Origin of the sequence: Pararhizobium sp. PWRC1-1 (assembly GCF_049897905.1) — a bacterium.
In the GTDB taxonomy this organism is placed as follows: Bacteria; Pseudomonadota; Alphaproteobacteria; order Rhizobiales; family Rhizobiaceae; genus Pararhizobium.
Genome location: NZ_JAFCXE010000002.1, coordinates 241,070 through 265,397, shown reverse-complemented (window position 1 = coordinate 265,397; position 24,328 = coordinate 241,070). Strand labels below are relative to the sequence as shown.

The following is a 24,328-nucleotide window of genomic DNA, read 5'->3' as shown; positions in this document are numbered from 1 at the left end:
ATGAATTGGTTGATCAATCGTGTTTGGAGTACGACGGCCAAAATGACTGAGGGCTGCCACAGGGCAAACCGAAACGGGATGAAATGCCATGTCTGACGCGAAACAAACACCGGCGGTGCAAAATGGCGATTCCCCGCGCGGCTTCGCCTTCGCGCTGACGGCCTATCTTCTCTGGGGCTTCCTGCCGTTCTTCATGAAGGCGATTGCCCATATCCCGGCTTCCGAGGTCGTGGCGCACCGCATCGTCTGGTCGGTGCCGCTGGCCGGTGCCGTCCTGATCCTGCTTGGCCGCACGGAAGACGTGAAGGTGGCCCTGCGCACCCCGCGCATGCTGAAGATGGCGATGCTGACTGCAGTGCTGATCACCATCAATTGGGGCATCTATGTCTGGGCAATCGGGGCAGGGCGGGCGCTGGAAACGGCGCTTGGCTATTATATCAACCCGCTGTTCTCGATCTTCCTTGGCGCCGTTCTCCTGAAGGAAAAGCTCAATCCGGCGCAGATGGTGGCGATCGTTCTGGCTGCTATCGCCGTCGTTGTGTTGGCCTTTGACGCCGGCGGCCTACCGTGGGTGTCCATTGGCCTTGCGCTCTCCTGGGGCCTGTACGCCTTCTTTCGCAAGACGCTGCCGGTCGGACCCAACCAGGGCTTCTTCCTGGAAGTACTGCTGCTCAGCGTTCCGGCACTCGGCTATATCGCCTATCTGGAATTCACAGGTCAGGGACATTTCATCGATACCGGCTGGGTCGATGTCGCCTGGCTGATGGCCTGCGGCGTGGTGACGGCGATCCCGCTGATGATCTATGCCAACGGCGCCAAGCTGTTGAAGCTCTCGACCATCGGCATCATGCAGTACATCGCCCCGACGATGATCTTCATCATCGCCGTCTTCGTCTTCCACGAGCCGTTCGGCACGTCGAAGCTGATCGCCTTCATCCTGATCTGGGCAGCGCTGGCGGTCTATTCGACGTCGATGATCCTGGAAGGCCGCGCCCGCCGGGCAGCCGTGCCGAACCCGGCAGAATAGGCAAGGCTGTCGCGCAAAGACTGCGCTACGGGTTTGCGAGAACGAATTGCGTAAATCAAAGAACTAAAGAGCGGTTAGCATCCTTAAAAGATCGCGCCGCGCTTCAGGCGTCTTCCGGCCATTCCCGCGCGCCATGCTGAACGAAAAGAACTTCGATTTGTGTATCTCCGACACGGTACGCAACAATATAAGGCGTGCCGGGTATGACGAGTCGCGCGTCCCGGTGATCTCGCCCCGGCGTCCGATGAAAGGGTTGTCGGATAGCAGCCTGTGCGTTTTCGCGTGGATATCATTGACGATACGCGCGGCTGCTCGCGGATTGTGCGTGGCGATGTAATCGCCGATGCGGGAGAGCTCCAGCAGGTAGCGTTTCGTCCATACGATCCCCACGGGTTTTACGTCGGATTGTATTTGTTGAGAACCGCTGCGATGTCTTCGGCGGTGGCAACGTCGCCGCGATCAGCTTCCTCGATACCGTCCTGCACGCCCTCGATCCACTTTTCCTGCCAGGCAAGGGAGCGGCCGTGAGATAAGGCATCCTCGATGATCTTCTGGCGCATCAAGGCAGAACGGGCAGCGAGCTTGTCGATGCGGCGGCTGAGGTCTTCGGAAATGCCGTTTTTACCGCTCATGGAACTCATCTTCCTAGCTCGACCAATATTGGCGGCAGAATACAACTCTGTGCCAAAGCGATCAACACTGCAGAAATCGGGCCGGATGCCATATCAAATGCCATTCCGGCCGATAGCGTCACAGCTTGGCGATGATCCCGTCGTCGCCATCGCGGTCGACCTGGCTGGCCCAGTGCTCAAGCAGGGCCGGGACGACTTCGTCGGCTGCATCGATCACCAGCGGCTGGACGAGATGGGCGGTGTGGATGAAGCCGCTGTCGGCCATATGGTGGATCAGCTTCATCAGCGGATCCCAGAAGCCGTTGATATTGACGAGCACGATCGGCTTGCGGTGGCGACCAAGTTGCGCCCAGGTCATCACCTCGACGATTTCCTCAAGCGTGCCGATGCCGCCCGGCAATGTCACGAAGGCATCCGAGCGCTCGAACATCTTGTGCTTGCGGTCATGCATGTCCGGTGTGACGATCAGTTCGCTGAGTTGCCCCAGCGAATGACGGGTGGCCTCCATATCCATCAGGAATTCTGGTATAATGCCGGTCACGCGGCCGCCGTGCGAAAGAACGCCGCTTGCGACGGCGCCCATGATGCCTTTCGTGCCGCCGCCATAGACGAGGCGAAGATGGTTCTCGGCGATGGATTTGCCGAGAATCCGGCCGGCATCCATGAAGGACGGATCGCGTCCGGGCTGGGAGCCGCAGTAGACGCAAACGGATCGAATCGGGATATTTTTCTCACTCATGGCCCAAAGAGACATCGCGGGGCTGCATGCGTCAAGAAAAATGACGGGAAACAGGGCTTTCGGCCGATCTGAACATGCGGCGATGCTTGTGGAAAACCTCGGGAATCGTTAGCATTTTTTAAGCATGAGCTGACGTAATAGTCAGGCTGATTCCGTTCAGCAAAAACAGGCGGAAAGCTGCTGGCATAAAGGCTTGGAAAAAGCTGTCCTTCTGCGCTCATGTCGGGCGCGGGCGGTTCCGGGCCATTTGGAGATGTGCATGATGAAGAACAAGGCCGGCTGGGTGGCCCTTATCGTCCTGGCAATTGCGTCGCTGCTGATGATTTTCTTTGTCATGCCCAATATCAACGGCAGCAAGGACAAGGTCACGGCGGAAGCTCCGGCCCAAACGCCAGCGGATACTGCAGAGACAAAGCCCACTGACAGCAAGCCGGCAGACGCGAAGGGTGCACGCCCGACCGTGGCGGGCGAAACTGCGACTGCGACCGATGCCAAGCCCGCCGATGCGGCTGCCGCGTGGACGGTGCCTGGCTTCGACGTACTGCGTGTCGAACCGGACGGCTCGACTGTCATTGCCGGACGGGCCCAGCCGAACACAAAGGTCGAAATCGTCAATGGCGAGACGATCGTTGGTACGGCCGATGTCGGCGCGACCGGCGATTTTGCGGCGATTTTCGACAAGCCGCTTCCGGCCGGCGACTATCAGCTGACGCTGCGCAGTGTCGGCGAAAACGGCGTGACCAAGTCCTCGGAAGAAGTCGCCACCGTCTCGATCCCCAAGGATAAGACCGGCGAACTGCTCGCCATGGTGTCGAAACCCGGTGAAGCCAGCCGCATCCTCACCAAGCCGGCGGCTGACGCGGTTGACGGTGGAGTGACCAAGGCCGAACCGGCGCCGGATGCTTCGGCATCGGCAACGAATGCCGCCAAGCCGGCCGATACGGCCGCCGGGTCCACAGCTGCGGCCACATCTGACGTGGCTGTTGTCCCCGCCACGAACGAAAAATCCGAAGTCGGCGTTTCCGCCGTCGAGATCGAAGGCAAGAAGATGTTCGTGGCCGGCAATGCCAAGGCCGGCGCTCTCGTGCGCATCTATGCCGACGACGTTCTGGTCGGCGAAACCAAGGCTGATGAACAGGGCCGCTTCGTCGTCGATGGCACGATCAATCTGCCGGTCGGCAATCACACCATTCGTGCGGATATGATGGGAGCCGATGGCAGCAAGGTCGAGTTGCGTGCTGCCGTGCCGTTCGATCGTCCGGTTGGCGATCAGGTCGCTGCCGTTGCTCAAGGCAATGCACAGGGTTCTGTCGTGCCGTTCGAAGGCGGCAGCTTCGATGGCCTGCGATTAGAGGCCACCAAGGCGCTTGGCCTGCTGAAAGGGCTCTTTGTCAATGGTAAGGTACCGACTGATGAGGAACTGGCAGCTGCACGGTCGTCCACCGAAATTGCGTTGAAGTCGCTTGCTGATTTCAAGGTTGCCGACAATCTCGATGCAGGCGTCCGGGAAATGGCGGCCAAGACATCAAAGGCAGCGTCGGACGCGCTTGCCATGCTGAAGGCGCTTCCGAAGGATGCACCGAGCGTTTCCGCATCGCTTGGCAAAATCGAAGCGGCAGTCGGCTCGGCGCTGATGCCGCGCACCGATGGCACGGGTAACGATGCGGTGGTGGCGGAAACCGCGACGCCTGCCCCCGTTCAGGACAGCGCTGCGGCAACCAGCTCGGCGCCGACTCAGGACGGCACCACGGCCAAACCTGCGGATGCGACGGAAACGGCGCAGAAGCCTGCCGCAGAGTCAGGTACTGCCGCAACGGCAACCGGCGGTGCCGCAACCGCCACATCACCTGCAACGGGGCAGGCAGGCGAACCCGAAACCGTCCAGCAGGCTCCCCTGCAGCAGAGCAAGACCTCCGTGATCATCCGCCGTGGCGATACGCTCTGGCAGATCTCGCGCCGCGTCTATGGCGCCGGTGTTCGATACACAACGATCTACCTTGCCAACGAGGATCAGATCACCGATCCCGACCGGATTTTGCCGGGCCAGATCTTCGGCGTGCCGGACAAGGCAATGTCTGAAACCGAATCGGAAGAGATGCACCGCAAACATGTGAAGCATCTGCCTTGACGGCTTTTCATGTGTCGCTCCATTGCAGCGGGCGATGATGAGACTTATCTGAAACATAAAGCGGCGCCTTGAGAAGGGCGCCGCTTTTAATTGGAAAATTGCGTTTGTTCGTCTTTGCCGGATGTCCTTCATCCGGGCGACATTCAAGGCGTGCAATGACGGCTGTCTCTGACAAGGCGGCCGGAGAACGAAGGCGAGACAAGACGTGGCGCAGAAGAAGACGGTATCGGCGGATTCAGGCAATCCGCTGCAGACGATCATCAACCTCTGGCCGTATATGTGGCCGAGTGACCGCGCGGATTTAAAGATGCGCGTCGTCTGGGCGACGGTCATCCTTTTGATCGCCAAGGTCGTGCTGCTGCTCGTGCCCTATTTCTTCAAATGGGCGACCGATGCGCTGAATGGCAAGACCCATATTGTCGGCGTCCTGCCCGTCGTCTTTACCGGCGCCGTCATGCTGGTGCTGGCCTATAATCTTGCCCGTCTGCTGCAGGCGGGGTTGAACCAGTTGCGCGATGCGCTGTTTGCCAGCGTCGGCCAGCATGCGGTGCGCCAGCTTGCCTATCGCACCTTCATCCATATGCACCAGCTGTCGCTGCGCTTCCATCTGGAGCGGCGCACCGGCGGCCTGTCGCGCATCATCGAGCGCGGCACCAAGGGCATCGAGACGATCGTCCGCTTCACCATCCTCAACACGGTGCCGACCCTCATCGAGTTTCTGATGACGGCGATCATCTTCTGGTGGGGCTACGGTTTCAGCTACCTGATGGTCACCGCCGTGACGGTCGTCATCTATATCTGGTTCACCATCAAGGCCAGCGACTGGCGTATCGGCATCCGCCGCGCCATGAACGACAGCGATACCGACGCCAATACCAAGGCGATCGATTCGCTGCTTAACTTCGAGACGGTCAAATATTTCGGCAATGAAGAAATGGAAGCGAAGCGCTTCGACCAGTCGATGGAGCGCTATGAGCGTTCGGCGACGCAGGTCTGGACCTCGCTCGGCTGGCTGAACTTTGGCCAGGCGGTGATTTTCGGCGCCGGTACGGCGATCATGATGGTGATGTCGGCACTCGCCGTCCAGCGCGGCGAACAGTCGCTCGGCGATTTCGTCTTCATCAACGCCATGCTGATGCAGCTCTCCATCCCGCTCAATTTCATCGGCTTCGTCTACCGCGAAATCCGTCAGGGTTTGACTGATATCGAACAGATGTTCGACCTGCTGGAAGTCGAGGCCGAAGTTATCGACAGCCCGGATGCTGTGGAACTGGTGATCGAAAAGGGGGCCATCGCCTTCAAGGATGTACACTTCGCCTATGATCCGGCCCGGCCGATCCTCAAGGGCATCTCGTTCGAAGTGCCGGCCGGCAAGACCGTTGCGGTCGTCGGTCCCTCCGGCGCCGGCAAATCGACATTGTCCCGGCTGCTCTACCGATTTTACGACGTCCAGGAAGGCGCCATCACCATCGATGGCCAGGATGTGCGCGACGTGAAGCAGAAAAGCCTGCGCGCCGTCATCGGCATGGTGCCGCAGGATACGGTGCTGTTCAACGACACTATCGCCTATAACATTCGCTACGGCCGCACCTCCGCCACTCAAGGCGAAGTCGAGGCCGCGGCCGACATTGCCCAGATCGGCGGCTTCATCAAAAGCCTGCCGGAAGGCTATGGCGCCATGGTCGGCGAGCGCGGCCTGAAGCTTTCGGGCGGCGAAAAGCAGCGCGTCGCCATTGCGCGCACGGTGCTGAAAAGCCCGCCGATCCTGATCCTTGACGAGGCGACTTCGGCACTCGACACCCGCACCGAGCAGGAAATCCAGACGGCACTCGACATCGTCTCGCAGAACCGCACGACGCTGGTCATCGCCCACCGGCTTTCCACCGTCATCCATGCCGACGAGATCATCGTCTTGAAGGACGGCGGCATTGCCGAGCGCGGTACCCATGGCGAACTGATCGACCGCGACGGCCTCTACGCCTCCATGTGGAACCGCCAGCGTGAAGCCACGCAGGCCGAGGAGACCTTGAAGAAGGTGCGCGAGAGCGACGATCTCGGCGTGGTCGTTCGTGGCCCGGCGGCGGTTTGAAGGTCAGATCACAGTCGCCCGTTGATCGAAGGCTGCCTGCTATTGCCGCCGGCGAATACCGTAATCGCATTGCCCGGCCCGCCGTTTCACTGTAGGTGCTGGGGCCAGGAAAATATGGAGACATGAGTTCATGAGCTTGATCAATACAGTGCGCAACACGCTGGTTCCGGTGCACAAGGAAGGCTATCCCTTCATCGCCGGTTTCTTCGTTGTTTCGCTGGTTCTCGGTTTCCTGTGGGAACCGTTGATGTGGATCGGCTTTATCCTGACGGCCTGGTGCGCCTATTTCTTCCGCGATCCCGAACGCATGACGCCGCTCGACGATGATCTCGTGATCAGCCCGGCCGATGGCCGCGTCTCGTCGATCGCGATGATGACGCCGCCGGAAGAGCTTGGGCTTGGAACGGTGCCGATGCTGCGCATCACCGTGTTCATGAACGTCTTCAATTGCCATGTGAACCGTGCGCCCGTGCGCGGCACTATCCGTCGCATCGCCTACCGTGCCGGGAAGTTCGTCAATGCGGAACTCGACAAGGCGAGCCATGAGAACGAGCGCAACGGCCTGGTCATCGAAACCACCCATGGTGAAATCGGCGTCGTCCAGATTGCCGGCCTTGTCGCCCGCCGTATCGTTTGCTGGTCGGTCCCCAATGATACGCTGCAGGCCGGCGAACGCTTCGGCCTCATCCGGTTCGGCTCGCGTCTTGATGTCTTCCTGCCGGAAGGCGCCGAGCCCCGCGTCAGCCTTGGCCAGACGGCCATTGCCGGCGAAACCGTTCTGGCGGAATTCGGCTCCGCCAAGGGGCCTGTCATCAGCCGGCGCGGCTGATGAAAGAGCCTTCCGCGAAACAGGAGCAGATCATGGAAACACCCTTTCCGCCCTTTGACCCGCACGGCCCGAACGACGACGATGAAGCGCGCGGGCCACGCCTGCGGGAAATTCCGCTGCGGCTGCTCGTCCCCAATGTGATCACGGTGCTGGCCATCTGCGCCGGGCTTTCCGGCGTTCGTCTGGCCTTTGAAGGGCGCTTCGAACTTGCCGTGGCCATGGTGCTGGTCGCAGCCTTCCTGGATGGTATCGACGGGCGTGTCGCCCGTCTCCTGAAGGCCACGTCAAAATTCGGCGTCCAGATGGATTCGCTGGCTGATATCGTCAATTTTGGCGTCGCGCCGGCATTGGTGCTGTTCGCTTACGTGCTGGACGAGGCCCGTTCGATCGGCTGGATCGCCGCGCTGATCTACGTCATCGCCGCTGGTCTGCGTCTTGCCCGATTCAACGTCATGGCCGAGCGCGATATCAAGGCCAAGTGGCAATCCGAGTATTTCGTCGGCGTGCCGGCCCCGGCGGGTGCCATGCTGGTGCTGCTTCCGGTCTATCTGGGGCTGCTGGGTGTACAGCCGGGCCACCTCATGGGTTTGATTTCGTCGGCCTACACGGTACTGATTGCCTTCCTGCTCGTCAGTCGGCTGCCGGTTTGGTCGGGCAAGTCCGAAAACCGCGTTCGCCGCGATCTGGTTCTCCCCGTCATCCTGTTCGTCGTTCTGTATGTCGCGACACTGATGAGCTTTACGTGGGAAACGATGGTTGTCACCGCCGTCGGCTATCTGCTGACACTGCCGTTCGGCGCCCGCGCCTGGCACCGCAAGTATGGCAGCAAGTGGCCGGGACACCCCGATCTCTCTACGCCGGGCGAAGATGGCCTGCCGGTGGACAAAAGTTTGTAAACGGCTGTTTGGCTGGCGATCAGAGCTTGCAGCCTGACGAGGTGTTTCATGCTGTCCAGACGAGCTTCCTGTGGTTGCGGCCAGTTGCAGATAGAAATACACGGCGAGCCGCTGGGTGTTGGCGTCTGCCACTGCCTCGCCTGCCAGCAGCGAACCGGCAGTGTCTTTGCAGCATTGGCTGCATTTGCGGTGCCCTATACGGTTTTCGGAACGGCTACGGATTATGTCCGGACGGGCGATCAGGGCGCCCGGTTCCGGTTTCGCTTCTGCCCTGTCTGTGGAACAAATCTGTTTCACACTGAAGAAGAGGTGGATCAAGAATCGGTGGCCGTTGCGGTCGGCGGTTTCGCCGACCCGGATTTTCCGGCCCCGCAGGACTCGGTTTACACCTGTCGCAGGCACTCCTGGGTTCAGTTGCCGGCGGGCATCACCATCTTTGACAAAGACCCGGTCTGATTTGAAGATCAATCCGGCAGGCGGTAATCGACGATGCGGTTTTCGCGGACGATGAACAGCTTGCCGGTTTCCGTCTGATCCGGGCCGACCAGCGGCAGGAGCTTTGCCGCAACTTCGGACGGATGCGGTACGGTCGATGGATCTTCGCCTGGAATGGCCTGGGCGCGCATGGCGGTGCGGGTGGCACCCGGATCGACCGAAAGGATGCGCAGCGGCAGGCGCTGTGTTTCACCGGCCCAGGTGCGTGCCAGCGCCTCGACGGCCGCCTTGGAGGCGGAGTAGGGCCCCCAGAAGGGCTTGCACTTGTGGGCAGCGCTTGAAGACAGGATCAGCGCGCGGCCGGCATCGGATTGCTGCAGCAGCGGATCGACGGACCGGATCAGCCGCCAGGTGGCCGTGACGTTGACGGTCATGACTTTCTCGAACACCTTGGCCTCGACATGGCCGACGGGTGAGATGACGCCGAGAACGCCGGCATTGGCAACCAGAATGTCCAGCTTGCCCCAGCGTTCGTTGATGGCCCCGCCGAGCTTGTCGATCGCGGCCATGTCGGCAAGGTCGAAGGGAACCAGCGTCGCCGGCAGTCCGCCAGCCGACTTGATCGCGTCGTCAAGGTCTTCCAACCCGCCGACCGTGCGGGCGCAGGCAATCACCTGTGCGCCGGCCTTGGCCAGTTCAAGCGCTGTGAAGTAACCGATGCCGCGCGATGCGCCGGTGACCAGTGCTATGCGGCCCTTGAGATCGATCATGTCTGGGTGGCTCCGAATTCATTGATGCGGGCTTGCTGTGCCACACGTCCGGGTTCTGACGCAAGTCAGGAAGCGAAGGTTCAGGGCGGCAAGCGCTGTTCCTCAAGCCCTTTCGGGCTTAGGCGAGTGGTTCAGCCATTGCTGGCGAGCATGGACAGTTTCGGACTTGTCGTATCGCCGTTCTTGTCGAGAAGCCGCGTCGGATAGTCGCCGGTGAAATAGTGGTCGGTGAACTGCGGGCGGGCATTGTTGCGGTCTTCGCCGCCGACGGCGCGGTACAAGCCGTCGATCGACAGGAACTCCAGCGAATCGGCACCGATGAACTTCGCCATCGCCTTGATGTCGGTGTACTGGTTGGCCAGCAGCTTGTCGGCGTTCGGCGTGTCGATGCCGTAGAAGTCGGGATAGAAGATCATCGGGCTGGCAACGCGGATGTGCACTTCCGTTGCACCGGCATCGCGGATCATCTGGACGATCTTCAGCGACGTGGTGCCGCGCACGATCGAATCATCAACCAGCACGACGCGCTTGCCTTCGATCATAGCCCGATTGGCTGAATGCTTCAGCTTGACGCCGAAGGCGCGGATCGACTGTGTCGGCTCGATGAAGGTGCGCCCGACATAATGGTTCCGGATGATGCCGAGTTCGAAAGGAATGCCGCTCGCCTGGGCATAACCGATCGCAGCCGGCGTGCCGCCGTCCGGAACGGGCACGACCACATCGGCCACGACAGGGGATTCCTTGGCAAGGTTGATGCCCATGTTCTTGCGCGCCACATAGACGTTGCGGCCGCCGACCACCGAATCGGGGCGGGCGAAATAGACATATTCGAACAGGCAGAGCCGTTCCGGCTGCGGATTGACGGGCTTGCGCGCATCGATCTGGATCGAACCATCCGCCTGAATTTCGCAGATGATCACTTCGCCGTTTTCAACGTCGCGAATGTATTTTGCGCCGATAATGTCGAGTGCGCAGGTTTCCGAGCAGAAGATCGGCTTGCCGTCGAGTTCGCCCATGACCAGCGGCCGTATGCCGGTAGGATCGCGGGCGGCGATCAGCTTGGTGCGCGTCATCGCCAGCATCGAATAACCGCCTTCCATCTGCCGGATGGCATCGATGAAACGGTCGGCCGTCGAGGTATGACGCGAACGGGCGATGAGATGAAGGACGACTTCGGTATCCGATGTTGACTGACAGATGGCGCCGGTGGCGATGATCTGGCGGCGCATCGTCAGGCCGTTGGTGAAGTTGCCGTTATGGGCAATGGCGATGCCACCGACTTCAAGTTCGGCAAACAGCGGCTGCACGTTGCGCAGCGCCACTTCGCCCGTCGTCGAGTAGCGCGTGTGACCGATCGAGATGGTGCCCGGCAGCTTAGCCAGGATCGCCGGGTCGGTATAATGATCGCCGACAAGACCCATGCGCTTTTCGGTGTGGAACTGCTTGCCGTCGAAGGTGACGATACCGGCTGCTTCCTGGCCGCGGTGCTGTAGGGCGTGCAGCCCGAGCGCCGTCAGCGCTGCCGCATCCGGATGTCCCAGAATGCCGAACACACCGCACTCTTCGTGCAGCGTATCGCCGTCCATTTCATCGTGAATTTCTGCGGCTCGCAAATGGGTCATCGCTGTTGGCCTTTGTGTTAACGGCTGGAACGCGTTTGGCATATCGTATCAGATCCCTATAGCGCCGCGCGTCATTCATGACGCGCAAAGGTCGCTGTAGCGCTTTCAGTTTACTGCATAATTCTCAAATCGGTTCCGATTTAAGAATTATGCAGTAGGCCTTCAAGCCGGCAAGGCCTGAGGGTTTCACATATCATCGTTGCAAAATGGACAGAGCCCGCAAAAGCGGGCCCTCATTCTATCGTCCGGCCTTAGCCGTTGGTCGCTGCACCGTTGGTGGCAGGCGTTTCTTCGGCCGGAGGCTGGGTGGTTGTACCGCCGGTGCCTTCGTTCTCGCCTTCGCCGGTCGTATCCTTGCCGCGCAGGCGGTCGAGGATGGTGGCATCGGCATTTTCAGGCAGGAGCGCGATCAGCTTGCCGCCGAGATTGTCGAGCAGCGGTTTGGATTTGGCTGTTGTGACCCAGACCGGCTGCTGCTGCGGGGCGACCAGCCAGTTGAAGAACAGCATGGCGACGACCACGAGCAGGACACCGCGTGCCGCGCCAAACAGAAAACCGAGTGTGCGGTCCAGCGCCCCGATGCGGCTGTCGATGATGAAGTCGGCGATCCGCATGGTGATGAAGGAGACGATGATCAGCGCAACCAGGAACACGACGCCGGCGGAGCCGATCATCGCGACCGTATCGCTGCTGGTGTAGTTCTTGGCGTAGGGCAACAGGTACGGGTAAAGGAAATAGGCGGCAGCCGCGGCGCCGAGCCAGCTTGCGACCGACAGAACTTCCCGGGAAAAGCCGCGAACCATGGCCAGGATGGCCGAGAAAAGCGCGACGCCGAGAACGATACCGTCGAGAATTGTAATGGGCATATTTGTCCTACTCCGAAACCGCCTGCTGCGCCGCGCGTCCTGCCGGACGCGCAAAGGACGCAGCACCCCTTTGATCTGCAGCATGGCTTTTAAATCGAGCGCGATTCAAAAGCCATGCTGCAGCGCGACCTCACGCTGATTTTCCGCGAACCATATATGATGACGCGAGAGGCGTCTTTCGATGGTCCATGATTGAACACTGTTTTCACTGGAATTCGCCATTTTTAAGCGGCGGGTTCCTCAATCATCATTGTCGGCCTGCTTCAGGGCTCCCTTCGAGCCGGCAATGCGCGCCACCAGATCCGGCAGGCTTTCCATCTCTCCCCAGCTCATGCCGCTGCCCTTGGGCAGGTCGGCGGAAGCGGCAGGCAGGACGGCCTGTGAAAAGCCGAGTTTTTCGGCTTCTTTAAGGCGCTGGGCGGTATGCGCAACCGGCCGGATGGACCCGGACAGACTGACTTCGCCGAAATAGACGCAATCGGAGGGAAGGGCAAGACCGGCAAGCGAGGAAACCAATGCGGAAGCGACCGCAAGATCGGCTGCGGGCTCGGAAATACGGTATCCGCCGGCAATATTGAGATAAACGTCGTGCTGCCCGAGCCTGACGCCGCAATGGGCTTCAAGCACCGCCAGGATCATCGACAGGCGCGCGGAGTCCCATCCGACGATCGCGCGGCGCGGCGTGCCGAGCGATGTCGGCGCCACCAGCGCCTGCACTTCGACCAGCACGGGGCGCGTTCCCTCCATGCCGGCAAAGACAGCGGCACCCGGCGATTTCGAATTGCGCTCGCCGAGAAACAGTTCCGACGGGTTGGTGACTTCGCGAAGGCCCTTGTCGGACATTTCGAACACGCCGATCTCGTCGGTGGGGCCAAAGCGGTTCTTCACGGTGCGCAGGATGCGGTAATGGTGACCGCGGTCGCCCTCGAAATAGAGCACCGCGTCGACCATATGCTCGACGACGCGCGGTCCGGCGATCTGGCCGTCCTTGGTGACATGGCCGACCAGCACGATGGCGGCACCCGTCTGCTTGGCAAAGCGGATCATCGCCTGAACGCCGGTGCGAACCTGCGTCACCGTGCCCGGCGCCGAATCGGCGGTGTCGCTCCACAGTGTCTGGATCGAATCGATGATGGCGAGATCCGGCCGCTTGCCTTCGCCGAGCGTCGCCAGAATGTCCTCGACATTGGTCTCGGCGGCCAGCAGCACCTCGGTATCGGCAGCCCCCAGCCGCTGCGCCCGCAACCGCACCTGCGCGACGGCTTCTTCGCCAGAGACATAGATGACCCGATGCCCCTGGCGAGACAGGGCGGCGGCGGCCTGCATCAACACGGTCGACTTGCCGATGCCGGGATCGCCGCCGATCAGCACCGCCGACCCGCGCACGAAACCGCCGCCGGTGGCCCGGTCAAGCTCGGAAATCCCCGTCATGATGCGCGGCGCGTCCTCGATCTCGCCAGACAGCGTCGTCAAAGCCACGGGGCGGCCCTTCTTCGGCGTCCGGCCAGGCCCGCCGCCAATGCCGCCCATCGGGTCTTCCTCGACGATCGTGTTCCACTGGTTGCAGCCTTCGCATTTTCCGACCCACCGGGCGTGAACGGTACCGCAGTTCTGGCAGATAAATTGTGTCCGGGCTTTCGCCATCAAATTTCGCTTTCGGGGAAGTTTTCAGAGGTAATGTCCTGGCGGCCGTGGAGGATGCGCAGGATCAGGAGATGGGAGGTTGTGACATGGAAATAAATCATGTGATTTCGGAAAACAGCGGCACGCAAATCCGGTTTCATATCGTCCTTCGGCGTGCCGGGCAGAGCCAAGGCAGCAATGGATCTGATTTTTGCCTGGATAGCATCCACGACACGCTGTGCAGCTTTCGGCTTGGTTTTGGCAATGTAGTCATAGATATCGGTCAGATCATCTGCCGCCTGTTCGGAGAGGCGAAAGCGCCGTTTCCGCATCAGGCGTTTCGCGCTTTGGAACGGTCCATGATAAATTCGGTCAAATCGTCCTCTTCACCGAATTCGTAGAAACGTCCTGCGGCGATGTCATCAAGCCCTTCTTGAATAAGGCTTTTCAGAGCGGCCTCATCACGCTGCAGCGATCGAAGCCCGGCATGAACAACGTCGTTTACAGTCTTGTAGGGCCCGCTTTGAACGCGCTCCTCAATAAACGCCCGATCTTCATCACTCAATTGGATATCAGACATGATGATCTCCTTTTGTTCCAGTTTAGAACATCATTTTCCGGATTCCAAGCCGCAATCTCGTAAAGCTATTCGGCCTCGATATACGCACGCTCATACCGCGTCCCAAGGCTGGTCAGCATTTCGTAGCCGATCGTGCCACCAGCTCTTGCAACGTCGTCAATGGCGACATTGTTGCCGAACAGTTCGATATAGTCGCCGGGCCGGACGGCATTGTCGGCGAAGTCGGTGATGTCGAACAGGCTGAGGTCCATGGTGACGCGGCCGAGATGCGGGACTTGTCTGCCATGCAGGAAGCCGTAGGCGCCTGATGGTGTTGCCTGGCGCAGGGTGACGCCGCCGCCGGAGACCGAGCGATGATAACCATCGGCATAACCGATGGCGACGATCGCCACCCGGCTGTCGCGGGAAAATTGGGCCGAACCGCCGTAGCTTGCGGTCTCGCCGGTCCTGACGCGGCGGATCTGCAGGATGCGTGCCTCTGCCGTCACCACCGGCTTCATCGGATTGGCCAAACCGTTGACGGCTTCGCCGCCATAGGTGGCGATGCCCGGCCGGGTCATGTCGAAATGAAAATCGGACCCAAGATGGATGCCGGCAGAATTGGCAAGACTTGATTCGATGCCTTCGAAAGCGGCCGTAACCGCCCGGAATGCTTCAAGCTGCCGGCGGTTCAGCGGATGCGCCTGATCGTCGGCGCAGGCGAGATGGCTCATCACCAGAATGGGCGAGAAGCTGGCTGGGCGCGCAGGATCACCGGCCAGCGCCAGCGCTTCATCGCGCGTCAGCCCCAGGCGATTCATGCCGGTATCGATATGCAGCACGCAAGGGTGATCGCCGCGCTGCGACAGCACCGACATGAAAAAAGCCAGTTGTTCCTCGGAGTTGATGATCGGCACAAGACCATGATCAAAGAACAGCTGTTCGTTGCCCGGCCACATGCCGGCAAGAATATGGATGCGTGCGTCCGGCACGATCGGGCGCAGTGCCACACCTTCCTCGACACTGGCAACGAAGAAATCCCGCGCACCGGCGGCATAAAGCGTGCGTGCCGCCGGCTCGATGCCGATACCATAGGCATTGGCTTTCAGAACCGCTGCCGCCCGCGCCTTGCCGGACAACCTGTCCATATGGCGCCAGTTATCGGCGAGCGCGCCGAGGTCGATGGTTAGTCGGTTGGACGCAGCCTCAAAGGCAGGATCGGCGAAAGGGGGAGTGTGCAGGTTGGCCATGGCGAGAGAAATACAGCCAAGCGGCGGCGGCTGCAATCGCCTCAGTTGGCAATCCGCAAACGCTGTCGAAGAGGTCGCGGATTGTCGTTGCAGGCGGGAGGCCCCACCGTCTGTCAGCCAAGGGGCCGACTACATCAGCGACGATGTGATCAGCGGCTCAACTTCCATAAAGCCTTCGTAGATCATCTTCAGCGCGACGAAGAGGATGATGGCAAGGCCGAGATAGGAGACCCAGGGGAACCTGTGCAGCAGCTTGGCGATGAACGATGCGGCGATGCCCATCAGCGCCACCGATACCGCAAGGCCGAGGATGAGGATGTTCGGATGCTCGCGAGCGGCACCGGCAACCGCCAGAACGTTGTCAAGCGACATGGAGACGTCGGCGATGACGATCTGGATTGCAGCCTGCTTCAGCGTCTTGCGCGGCGCGCCGTTGCCGACAGAACCGCTCTTGTCCATATCTTCGCCGGTCAGCGTTTCCAGGCCCTCGGTTTCCTCCTTCGCAGTCGTCCGCAGCTCGCGCCACATCTTCCAGCAGACCCACAGAAGCAGGATGCCGCCAACGAGCAGAAGGCCGAGGATCTGCAAAAGCTGGGTGGCGAGAAGGGCGAAGATGATGCGCAGGACGGTGGCGGCGGCGATGCCGATCAGGATCGCCTTGCCGCGCTGTTCCTTGGGAAGACCGGCTGCCGCAAGACCGATGACGATGGCGTTGTCGCCTGCGAGAACGAGATCGATCGCAAGCACCTGCAGCAGCGCGATAAAAGCTTCCATGAACAGATTTCCCCAGGCTGATGACGGCAATCGCGGCAAAATGCCGCGATTGATTTGCTAATTTTCTTTCCGCTTATCCGCAAGCCTGGAGATTTGCAACACGGCCGGTGACCGTTGTGTGGTTCAGCGGCATTTTTCGCCGGTCAGTGTTCCTCGTATTGCGTGAACGACGGATCGGCGAGATCGGTGAAGCGGGTAAACTCTGCCTGGAAGGCCAGTTTGACCGTACCGGTCGGTCCGTGACGCTGCTTGGCAATGATCACGTCCGCGGTGCCCTTGACCGATTCGAACTTCTGCTTCCACTCCTCGTATTTCGGGTCGAACTCGTCGCGCGGCTCCATGTTCTTCACGTAATATTCCTCGCGGAACACGAACAGAACGACGTCGGCGTCCTGCTCGATCGAACCGGATTCACGAAGGTCGGAGAGCTGCGGGCGCTTGTCTTCGCGGCTTTCCACCTGACGGGAGAGCTGCGACAGCGCGATGATCGGCACGTTCAGTTCCTTGCCGAGCGCCTTCAGGCCCGTGGTGATCTGGGTGATTTCCTGTACGCGGTTGTCGCTCGACTTGCCTGAACCAGTCATCAGCTGGATATAGTCGACCACCAGGCAATCGAGGCCACGCTGGCGCTTCAGGCGGCGGGCGCGGGCAGACAGTTGGGCGATCGAGATACCACCGGTCTGGTCGATATAGAGCGGCGTCTTCTGCATCGTCTGGGAAAAGCCGACCAGCTTCTCGAACTCGGCTTCGGAAATGTCGCCGCGCCGGATTTTTGAGGAGGACACGTCGGTCTGCTCGGAGATGATACGTGTAGCCAGCTGTTCGGAGGACATTTCCAGCGAATAGAAGCCGACGACGCCGCCATTCCTCGCCTTGAACGATCCGTCGGCCTGGACTTCCGGTTCATAGGCATGCGCGACGTTCCAGGCGATGTTGGTGGCCAGCGAGGTCTTGCCCATGCCCGGACGTCCGGCAAGCACGATCAAGTCGGAGCGCTGCAGGCCGCCCATGCGGGCATCGAGCGACTGGATGCCGCTGGAGATACCGGAAAGATGGCCGTCGCGCTCGAAGGCCTGACCGGCCATGTCGATCGCCAGTGCAACGGCATCGTTGAAGGCCTGAAAGCCGCCGTCGTAGCGGCCTGTTTCGGCCAGTTCGAACAGGCGGCGTTCGGCGTCTTCGATCTGGCTCTGCGGCGGCATGTCGAGCGGCGCGTCATAGGCGATATTGACCATGTCCTCGCCGATGGTGATCAGCGAGCGGCGCAATGCCAGATCGTAGATCGCCCGGCCGTAGTCTTCCGCGTTGATGATGGAGACCGCGGCACCCGCCAGCCGAGCCATGTACTCTGCTACCGTTATATCGCCGACCTTCTCGTCGGCCTTGAGGAAGGTCTTGATGGTCACCGGATTGGCAATCTTGCCCATGCGGATGATGTCGCCGGCCACTTCGAAAATCTTGCGGTGCAAGGGTTCGTTGAGGTGCACGGGCTTCAAAAAGTCCGAGACGCGGTAGAACGCGTCGTTGTTGACGAGAATGGCGCCCAGCAGCGCCTGTTCCGCCTCAAGGTTGTTCGGTGCCTCGCGGTACTGTGCTTCGGCCTGATCCTTGGCGATGGGTGCAAGTTTGCGCGCGATCTCGTTCATGGCGTCCCGTCTCTGTCTGTCGTCATTCTTTGGTGTGCTACCGGTGTGCGGGTCTTGCCGCCAAGCGTCAATGACTTGGCTGCAACAGTGGCTGCCGCATTGGCAGCGGTGACACGCCGTCACCGTTGTTCACAGGGGCTTATGGTCGAACTCGAAAAAACTGTCGATAGCGCTATTTCCTATTGACCGGATTTCATCCGAATCGGTGCCCGCCAATGGATTGCCGCATTCTAGCCCGGTTGGCCGCGGTTCACACGGTTTTTAGCCCGGCCAGCATCAACGGCTTGAAAGACGGGCGTCTTTCAACTAAATAGGGCTGAAATAGATAGTATGCTACTAATATGCAAAAGGTACGAAATGCTCAACTCTGCCGTTAATCGCGAACTCTTCGATGCCCTGGCTTCGGTGAACCGCAAGCTGCGGGCGCTGTTTGATGCGCGGGTAAAGGAGCGGGGGTTGACGCTGTCGCGTGCGAGAGCCCTGTTTGCCCTGTCGAAACGCGATGGCCTCAACCAGCGCGAACTGGCTGACGAACTCGGCATCGAGACCCCGACCATCGTGCGCCTGCTTGACGGCATGGAGAAGCAGGGTTTTATCGAGCGGCGCGTCGAGGCAAGCGACCGGCGCGCCAAGCAGATCCACATGACCGACCGTGGCCGCGATATCGCCGGTGAAATCGATAAGCTGGCCTGCGAGATCCGCGAACAGGTTCTGGGTGGCGTCGATAACAAGGACAAGGCCATCGCCCTGCAGGTCGTCAGCCTGATGGCCGGTAATCTCGTCTCCATCGGCAGGGATTGAGCGGCAGATGAGCACGGTGGCTCCAGGCAGCGCGAACGACAACCGCATCGCGCTCGAAACGCCGGTCGCTGATCCAGTGCCGCAACCCATTCAGCCACTGCCCGAACCGATGAGCCCGGCAAGAGCGGCCATCTACATGGCGTCTTCGCTTCTGCTGTTCCTGACGCAGGGCCTCGGCATGAACCTGCTCAATGCCAATATCTACCAGCTTCAGGGATCACTCTCTGCAACGACATCGGAGGTCGCCTGGCTCTCGGCCGCCTACATCGCGCCCTATGCGTCGATGTCGATTGCCCTGTTCAAGATCCGTATGCAATACGGTCTTCGGCGGTTCGCCGAACTCAGCATCGTCTGCTTCATCCTTGCCTCCGTTCTCAATCTCTTCGTCTCCGATCTGCATTCGGCAACCGTCGTCCGCTTCCTCAGCGGCATGGCCGCAGCCCCTCTGTCGACACTCGGCTTCCTCTATATGCTCGAAGCCTTCCCGGCGGCCCGCAAGCTGTCGGTAGGCCTCAGCCTTGCCTTGATGAATACGACGCTGTCAGCACCCATCGCCCGCATCATCTCGCCGCCGCTGATGGATCTCGGCGGCTGGCATGCGCTCTATACGTTTGAAATGGGGCTTGCGCTGATGGCGCTGCCGGTCGTCTATCTTCTGCCATTGACACCACCACCCCGTGCCAACGTCATCCAGAAGATGGATATCCTCAGCTATCTGCTGCTTGCTACCGGTTTTGGTTGCCTGGCCGTCTTCCTGACGCTCGGGCGGCTCTACTGGTGGTTCGAGGTGCCGTGGCTCGGGATGCTGTTGGCCGGATCGATTGCAGCGTTGACGCTGATGGTCGTTCTCGAGCTGCCCCGCAAGATGCCGCTGATCGATCTGCGCTGGGTCTTCTCGAGAGAGAATATGCACATGGCCGGCATCCTGCTTTTGTTTCGCGTCGTCAGTTCCGAGCAGACGACGACGGCGGCAAATTTCTACATGCAGCTCGGCTTGCTCAACGACCAGACGCAGACCATGTATGCGATCATCTTGCTGGCCTCGATCGCGGGTGGGCTTGTCTGCACGGTTCTGATGCTGACACGTTATGTCGAAACCGCGCATGTGCTGGCACTGGTGCTGATTGCCACCGGTGCTTTTCTCGATAGTCAATCGACCAGCCTGACCCGGCCGGAGCAGATGTATCTGAGCCAGGCGATGGTTGCGGCGGGCGCTGCAATGTTCCTGCCGCCGGTGATGTCGAAGGGATTTGCCACTGCGCTCGCCAAGGGCGCCCCCTTCCTCGTCAATTTTCTGGTGATCTTCCTGTTCACCCAGAGCATTGGCGCACTCGTTGCGCAGGCAGCACTCGGTACGTTCGTAACGCTTCGGGAAAAGTTCCATTCCAACGTCCTGGTCGAGCACATCTTGCTCACCAATCCCTTCGTAGCCCAGCGTGTGTCGCAACTCTCGGGGTCCTATGGCAAAGTCATCACCGACAAATCGCTGCTGAATGCCGAAGGCCTGCAATTGCTTGGCCAGCAGGTGACGCGCGAAGCCAATGTCCTTGCCTATAACGACGCCTTCCTGGTCATTGCCATTGCCTCCGCTACCGGTCTCGTCCTTCTGCTCGGCCATCTGGCTTGGCAACGTCTTATTCCGCAAACGTCAGCCGCACCTGCGGTTGCCGCCCAGTCCTGATCCGTCCAGAGTATATTTCATGCTGAAGACACTGCGTTCCCCGACGACCATCCTGACGCTGCTGGCCGGTTTTGCCGGTGTTCTCTTGGTGCTCTATGCGTGGCGGCTGCCACCGTTCGCGACCACCGTCGAGATGACCGACAATGCCTATGTGCGCGGCTATGTGACGATTGTCAGCCCGCAACTGTCCGGCTATGTCGCCGCAGTCCCGGTGAAGGATTATGAAGCGGTGAGGGCAGGGCAGGTTCTCGTCAAGATCGACGACCGGATTTTTACCCAGAAGCTGGCGCAGGCCAAGGGCACGCTGGATGCGCAGAAGGCGTTGCTTGCCAACTCCTACCAGCAGGAGCTGTCTGCCAAGGCAAGCATTGTCGCCAGCGAAGCCCAGCGAGACAGCGCCGCTGCCGCTTTGACCCGGGCCAATCAGGCCTGGGTGCGGATTCAGCCGCTGGCTGAAAAGGGTATCGCTACATCGGTCGATGTTGATACCGCCCAGGCAACGCTTAATCAGGCAAAGGCCGGTGTCGATCAGGCGATGGCGTCGATCGAAGTATCGCGCCAAAATCTTGCCACCACGATCGGCTCAAGGGCGGGGCTCGAAGCAGGTGTACGCAGCGCCGAAGCCGCCGTTCAACTGGCGCAGATCGATCTCGACAATACCACCATTACCGCGCCGCAGGACGGCAGGCTCGGCGAAGTCGGTGCGCGGATCGGCCAGTATGTGACTGCCGGAACGCAGCTGATGGCCATCGTGCCCAAGGATGTCTGGATCATCGCCAATTTCAAGGAAACCCAGCTCGACGGCATGAAGATTGGCCAGCCGGTGGTGTTTACCGTCGATGCGCTCAACAAGGCGCAGCTGGAAGGCCATGTCGAGCGGTTTTCGCCGGCCGCAGGCTCCGAGTTCAGCGTCATTCGCGCCGACAATGCCACCGGCAATTTCACCAAGGTCGCCCAGCGCGTTGGTGTTCGCGTTTCGATCGACCCCGGCCAGCCGTTGGCAGAAGCTTTGGCACCGGGCATGTCGGTGGAAGTTCATATCGACAAGGCGGCCGAGCCGCAGGCCGTCAAGTAGCAGCCAGTCATCCCCTGAAAGGCGAAAGGCCCGCGATATCAATCGCGGGCCTTTCGTTTTGCCGGTAGTGCAAGCGGGGCACCGCCTGGGTGCCCGTCGCTGTGACGATTACTCGTCTTCGCCGTCGAATTCGGCTTCCGGGTTGAAGAAGTCTTCCGGCTTCAGGGCATTTTCGTCAACGCCGTAGATGGCGTCGGCGGATGTCAGGCTTTCGCCCTTCTGCTGGCGTTCTGCTTCTTCGGCCGAACGGGCAACGTTGATATGAACCTTGATTTCGACTTCGGCATGGAGGTGCAGCACGACTTCGTGCAGGCCGATGGTCTTGATCGGGTTGTTGAGGTCGACCTGGTTGCGGCCGATGTTGAAGCCTTCGGCAGCCAGAACGTCAACGATGTCGCGGGCAGCGACCGAACCGTAGAGCTGACCGGTTTCGCCGGCCGAACGGACGACGATGAAGGACTTGCCGCCGAGGGTTTCGGCAACGGTCTGGGCTTCGGACTTGCGCTCGAGGTTACGGGCTTCAAGCGTCGAACGCTCGGCTTCGAAACGCTTCTTGTTGGCTTCGTTGGCGCGCAGCGCCTTGCCGAGTGGAAGCAGGTAGTTGCGGGCAAAACCGTCGCGAACCTTGACGGTCTCGCCCATCTGGCCGAGCTTGGCAACGCGTTCGAGAAGAATGACATGCATGATAGTGTCCTTTCGTTTGTCTGTTCAGAGGTCTTTTGTTTCAGTCTCAGTGGTTTTCCCTGCCGGTGACAGCGCGATGGCGCGCCGCGTGTCCATCAGACCCGACAGGAGAAAGAAGAATGCCGGGATCGTGAAGATCAGCACCGACAGATAGCCAAGCCACAACACCGGAAGCCGCCAGGACTTGCCGCGTGTGCGGAAATGGAAGACGGCGAAGCCGGCAAGCAGGAAACCCGCGCCGAACGTGCCACAAACGAGAGCACCGACGATCGCCGGAACGCCGCCCATGAAGGCAAGCAGCAGGCCGGCGAGGAACGCGAAGATCGAGAAGCGGTGCATGCGCAGCGTCGACGGCATGTCCTCGCGCGGACGCAGGCTCTTGCCGGAGGTCTGGACTATGCGGGTGGCGATGTAATAGGCAGCAAACAGCATCAGCACCCAGATCGCACCCTGAACCATCGGCAGGGCGACGGAAAAGATCGACTTGATCTGGGCGATGGAGGCGACATCCGGATTGTAAGCGGGCTCCTGCGCCTTCAGCGCTTCCAAGACGATGTCGATCATCCGGTCGGACATGGTGCCGTCATAACCGATGATAACGCCGACGATCAGCATGCCGATCGTCACCAGCACGGCGAGATTGGTGAGGATGTCCGACAGCGGATACCAGGCCATCGCCCCATCGGGTCCGCCAAGCTCGGATGCCGGCCGGGCCAGATTAGCAAGGTGGCTAAGCCATGCGGCCGGGATCAGGGTGATGACGGCGATCAGAAGGGCAAAATAGGGGGAGACAAGCACGGTGCCTGTCAGGCCGGCAACGACGACGGCGGCGATCGCTGCGGTATTGCCCCAGCCAAGGCCGGCAATCAGGATCGGCAGCGCAGACGCGGCATAAAGCACGATCGCAAACGACGACTGCGTGTTCGCGCCAAGCGAAAGCAAGGCGGCGGTCACGCCGGCGAATGCGCCTGTTAACAGCGATGTCTGGTTCAATGTTTTCACGGTTCGCTGTCCTGCTATCAAGCAGTTAGAGGCGTTTCTTTTATCAAGAACCAAGCCCCAACATGGGTTTTAGCGCCGAATGCGCCGGTGTTTCCGATCCACGCCCAACGCGGAAGGGAGAAGGTGAGGCGATGCCATCGGCTGTTCGCCTCACCTTGAGTCAGCTTCCGTTGAGTCAATCTCTCAACGGAGAGTCAAGTCTTAGGACATGACGTAAGGCAGGAGGCCGAGGAAGCGGGCGCGCTTGATGGCCTGGGCCAGTTCGCGCTGCTTCTTCTGGGAGACTGCCGTGATACGCGAAGGAACGATCTTGCCGCGCTCGGAAATGTAGCGCTGCAGCAGACGGATGTCCTTGTAGTCGATCTTCGGAGCGTTGGCGCCGGAGAAAGGGCAGGTCTTGCGACGGCGATGGAACGGGCGGCGTGCCGGAGCGGATAATGTATCAGCCATAATGTCTCTCCTTATGCCCGGTCTTCGCGCGGACGGCGCGGACGGTCTTCACGGTCGCCGAAGCCACCTTCGCGCGGCGGACGCGGGCCACGGTCGCCGAAGCCACCACGGTCAGGACGGTCGCCATCACGGCGCGGACGGTCATCGCGATCGCGCTTCTGCGTCATGGCGGACGGGCCGTCTTCGTGCTTTTCAACAGCGATGGTCATGTAGCGAAGAATGTCTTCGTTGATGCGCATCTGGCGCTCGATCTCGTGAACGGCCGGTGCCGGAGCATCGATGTCCATCAGAACGTAGTGAGCCTTGCGGTTCTTGTTGATGCGGTACGTCAGGGACTTGAGGCCCCAGTTTTCGACGCGCCCGACTTTTCCGCCGTTAGCTTCCAGTACACCCTTGTACTGTTCGACGAGAGCGTCGACCTGCTGTGCGGAAATATCCTGCCGGGCAAGGAATACATGTTCATAAAGAGCCATGAGGCTTTGCCTTTCTTGCGTTAATCGTCACCCGGAAATCGGCGGCTAAGCCTCAACGACTGTTCAAGTGGCTGCGAGCAGCCGGCAAGAAAGTGTTGTTTCGAGACGGTCGAGAGCGGAGACACGGGAGGCTGGACCCCTTTAGGTCCTGACAGGTCTCTTAAGGGAAACCGGCCCTCCGTTCAGCCACCAGCCAGAAGACCGGGTGTTGCGAACAGCGCGCTTATACGCATTTCCGGGCAGGAAGCAAGGGGTGAGGGGGAAATAGGGGCTGTCC

The 24,328-nt window shown here is 60.4% G+C and carries 24 protein-coding genes and 1 pseudogene; 9 read left to right on the top strand and 16 right to left on the bottom strand.

The window, feature by feature from the left end; translation table 11 throughout:
• Positions 1–88 precede the first annotated feature (88 nt).
• A complete protein-coding gene (gene rarD / locus ACP7E0_RS04905) occupies positions 89–1,027 on the top strand; it encodes an EamA family transporter RarD (protein ID WP_426123326.1) in 939 nt (312 codons plus the stop codon).
• Positions 1,028–1,157: 130 nt separating this feature from the next.
• On the opposite strand, the pseudogene ACP7E0_RS04900 reads toward rarD, so the two are convergent.
• The 3 genes and pseudogenes from ACP7E0_RS04900 to ACP7E0_RS04890 all read right to left on the bottom strand — a co-directional run.
• Positions 1,158–1,417 (bottom strand): annotated as a pseudogene (locus tag ACP7E0_RS04900) (type II toxin-antitoxin system RelE/ParE family toxin); the annotation flags it as partial.
• Positions 1,418–1,422: 5 nt separating this feature from the next.
• Positions 1,423–1,659: a transcriptional regulator gene (locus tag ACP7E0_RS04895; RefSeq protein WP_426123325.1), complete on the bottom strand. Its 237-nt coding sequence runs from the start codon at positions 1,657–1,659 to the stop codon at positions 1,423–1,425.
• 118 nt (positions 1,660–1,777) lie between these two features.
• Complete coding sequence (locus ACP7E0_RS04890; protein WP_426123323.1) at positions 1,778–2,398, bottom strand: TIGR00730 family Rossman fold protein; 621 nt, start codon at positions 2,396–2,398, stop codon at positions 1,778–1,780.
• A 259-nt stretch (positions 2,399–2,657) separates the two neighbouring features.
• On the opposite strand from ACP7E0_RS04890, the gene ACP7E0_RS04885 reads away from it, so the two are divergent.
• From ACP7E0_RS04885 to ACP7E0_RS04865, 5 genes are all read left to right on the top strand, one after another.
• Positions 2,658–4,526: a LysM peptidoglycan-binding domain-containing protein gene (locus ACP7E0_RS04885; protein WP_426123321.1), complete on the top strand. Its 1,869-nt coding sequence runs from the start codon at positions 2,658–2,660 to the stop codon at positions 4,524–4,526.
• 205 nt (positions 4,527–4,731) lie between these two features.
• Positions 4,732–6,615 (top strand): ABCB family ABC transporter ATP-binding protein/permease, encoded by a 1,884-nt coding sequence (locus tag ACP7E0_RS04880; RefSeq protein ID WP_426123320.1) that lies wholly within the window; start codon positions 4,732–4,734, stop codon positions 6,613–6,615.
• A 130-nt stretch (positions 6,616–6,745) separates the two neighbouring features.
• Entirely contained in the window at positions 6,746–7,444 is a 699-nt protein-coding gene (locus ACP7E0_RS04875; protein WP_426123319.1) for a phosphatidylserine decarboxylase, read from the top strand.
• Between the two features lie 32 nt (positions 7,445–7,476).
• Positions 7,477–8,340, top strand: coding sequence for a CDP-diacylglycerol--serine O-phosphatidyltransferase (gene pssA / locus ACP7E0_RS04870; protein WP_426123318.1), 864 nt, complete (start codon positions 7,477–7,479; stop codon positions 8,338–8,340).
• A gap of 48 nt (positions 8,341–8,388) precedes the next feature.
• Positions 8,389–8,796, top strand: a complete 408-nt coding sequence (locus tag ACP7E0_RS04865) for a GFA family protein (RefSeq protein ID WP_426123317.1) — start codon at positions 8,389–8,391, stop codon at positions 8,794–8,796.
• An 8-nt stretch (positions 8,797–8,804) separates the two neighbouring features.
• Here the strand turns inward: ACP7E0_RS04865 and ACP7E0_RS04860 are convergent, their stop codons facing one another.
• The 9 genes from ACP7E0_RS04860 to ACP7E0_RS04820 form a co-directional block, all read right to left on the bottom strand.
• Positions 8,805–9,545, bottom strand: a complete 741-nt coding sequence (locus ACP7E0_RS04860) for an SDR family NAD(P)-dependent oxidoreductase (protein WP_037107202.1) — start codon at positions 9,543–9,545, stop codon at positions 8,805–8,807.
• Positions 9,546–9,676: 131 nt separating this feature from the next.
• Positions 9,677–11,167, bottom strand: coding sequence for an amidophosphoribosyltransferase (purF, locus tag ACP7E0_RS04855; protein WP_426123316.1), 1,491 nt, complete (start codon positions 11,165–11,167; stop codon positions 9,677–9,679).
• 251 nt (positions 11,168–11,418) lie between these two features.
• The gene (locus tag ACP7E0_RS04850) at positions 11,419–12,033 is read right to left on the bottom strand and encodes a CvpA family protein (protein WP_113315092.1); all 615 of its coding nucleotides are present in this window, start codon (positions 12,031–12,033) and stop codon (positions 11,419–11,421) included.
• Between the two features lie 240 nt (positions 12,034–12,273).
• Positions 12,274–13,677, bottom strand: coding sequence for a DNA repair protein RadA (radA, locus tag ACP7E0_RS04845; protein ID WP_426123314.1), 1,404 nt, complete (start codon positions 13,675–13,677; stop codon positions 12,274–12,276).
• Positions 13,677–13,988: a type II toxin-antitoxin system RelE/ParE family toxin gene (locus tag ACP7E0_RS04840; protein WP_426123312.1), complete on the bottom strand. Its 312-nt coding sequence runs from the start codon at positions 13,986–13,988 to the stop codon at positions 13,677–13,679. The genes radA and ACP7E0_RS04840 overlap by 1 nt, the downstream gene beginning before the upstream one ends.
• Positions 13,988–14,236, bottom strand: coding sequence for a type II toxin-antitoxin system ParD family antitoxin (locus ACP7E0_RS04835; RefSeq protein ID WP_426123311.1), 249 nt, complete (start codon positions 14,234–14,236; stop codon positions 13,988–13,990). Before ACP7E0_RS04835 ends, ACP7E0_RS04840 begins: the two co-directional genes overlap by 1 nt.
• Positions 14,237–14,301: 65 nt before the next feature.
• On the bottom strand, positions 14,302–15,465 hold the full coding sequence (gene alr, locus ACP7E0_RS04830; RefSeq protein ID WP_426123310.1) for an alanine racemase: 1,164 nt from the start codon (positions 15,463–15,465) through the stop codon (positions 14,302–14,304).
• 129 nt (positions 15,466–15,594) lie between these two features.
• Positions 15,595–16,239: a TerC family protein gene (locus tag ACP7E0_RS04825; protein ID WP_426123309.1), complete on the bottom strand. Its 645-nt coding sequence runs from the start codon at positions 16,237–16,239 to the stop codon at positions 15,595–15,597.
• Between the two features lie 143 nt (positions 16,240–16,382).
• Positions 16,383–17,885 (bottom strand): replicative DNA helicase, encoded by a 1,503-nt coding sequence (locus ACP7E0_RS04820; RefSeq protein WP_426123308.1) that lies wholly within the window; start codon positions 17,883–17,885, stop codon positions 16,383–16,385.
• A 357-nt stretch (positions 17,886–18,242) separates the two neighbouring features.
• Between ACP7E0_RS04820 and ACP7E0_RS04815 the strand changes: the two genes are divergently transcribed.
• From ACP7E0_RS04815 to ACP7E0_RS04805, 3 genes are read left to right on the top strand one after another with little or no spacing between them, the layout of a single operon-like run.
• Positions 18,243–18,686: a MarR family winged helix-turn-helix transcriptional regulator gene (locus tag ACP7E0_RS04815; RefSeq protein ID WP_426123307.1), complete on the top strand. Its 444-nt coding sequence runs from the start codon at positions 18,243–18,245 to the stop codon at positions 18,684–18,686.
• Between the two features lie 7 nt (positions 18,687–18,693).
• The gene (locus ACP7E0_RS04810) at positions 18,694–20,367 is read left to right on the top strand and encodes an MFS transporter (protein WP_426123305.1); all 1,674 of its coding nucleotides are present in this window, start codon (positions 18,694–18,696) and stop codon (positions 20,365–20,367) included.
• A gap of 19 nt (positions 20,368–20,386) precedes the next feature.
• A complete protein-coding gene (locus tag ACP7E0_RS04805) occupies positions 20,387–21,442 on the top strand; it encodes an HlyD family secretion protein (RefSeq protein WP_426123303.1) in 1,056 nt (351 codons plus the stop codon).
• Positions 21,443–21,550: 108 nt separating this feature from the next.
• Here the strand turns inward: ACP7E0_RS04805 and rplI are convergent, their stop codons facing one another.
• The 4 genes from rplI to rpsF all read right to left on the bottom strand — a co-directional run bounded on the left by rplI (position 21,551) and on the right by rpsF (position 24,051).
• The gene (gene rplI, locus ACP7E0_RS04800; RefSeq protein ID WP_426123302.1) at positions 21,551–22,126 is read right to left on the bottom strand and encodes a 50S ribosomal protein L9; all 576 of its coding nucleotides are present in this window, start codon (positions 22,124–22,126) and stop codon (positions 21,551–21,553) included.
• A gap of 24 nt (positions 22,127–22,150) precedes the next feature.
• A complete protein-coding gene (locus ACP7E0_RS04795; protein ID WP_426123300.1) occupies positions 22,151–23,128 on the bottom strand; it encodes a DUF2232 domain-containing protein in 978 nt (325 codons plus the stop codon).
• Positions 23,129–23,329: 201 nt separating this feature from the next.
• Entirely contained in the window at positions 23,330–23,578 is a 249-nt protein-coding gene (rpsR, locus tag ACP7E0_RS04790; RefSeq protein WP_037107250.1) for a 30S ribosomal protein S18, read from the bottom strand.
• An 11-nt stretch (positions 23,579–23,589) separates the two neighbouring features.
• Complete coding sequence (gene rpsF / locus ACP7E0_RS04785) at positions 23,590–24,051, bottom strand: 30S ribosomal protein S6 (protein WP_113246009.1); 462 nt, start codon at positions 24,049–24,051, stop codon at positions 23,590–23,592.
• Positions 24,052–24,328 lie beyond the last annotated feature (277 nt).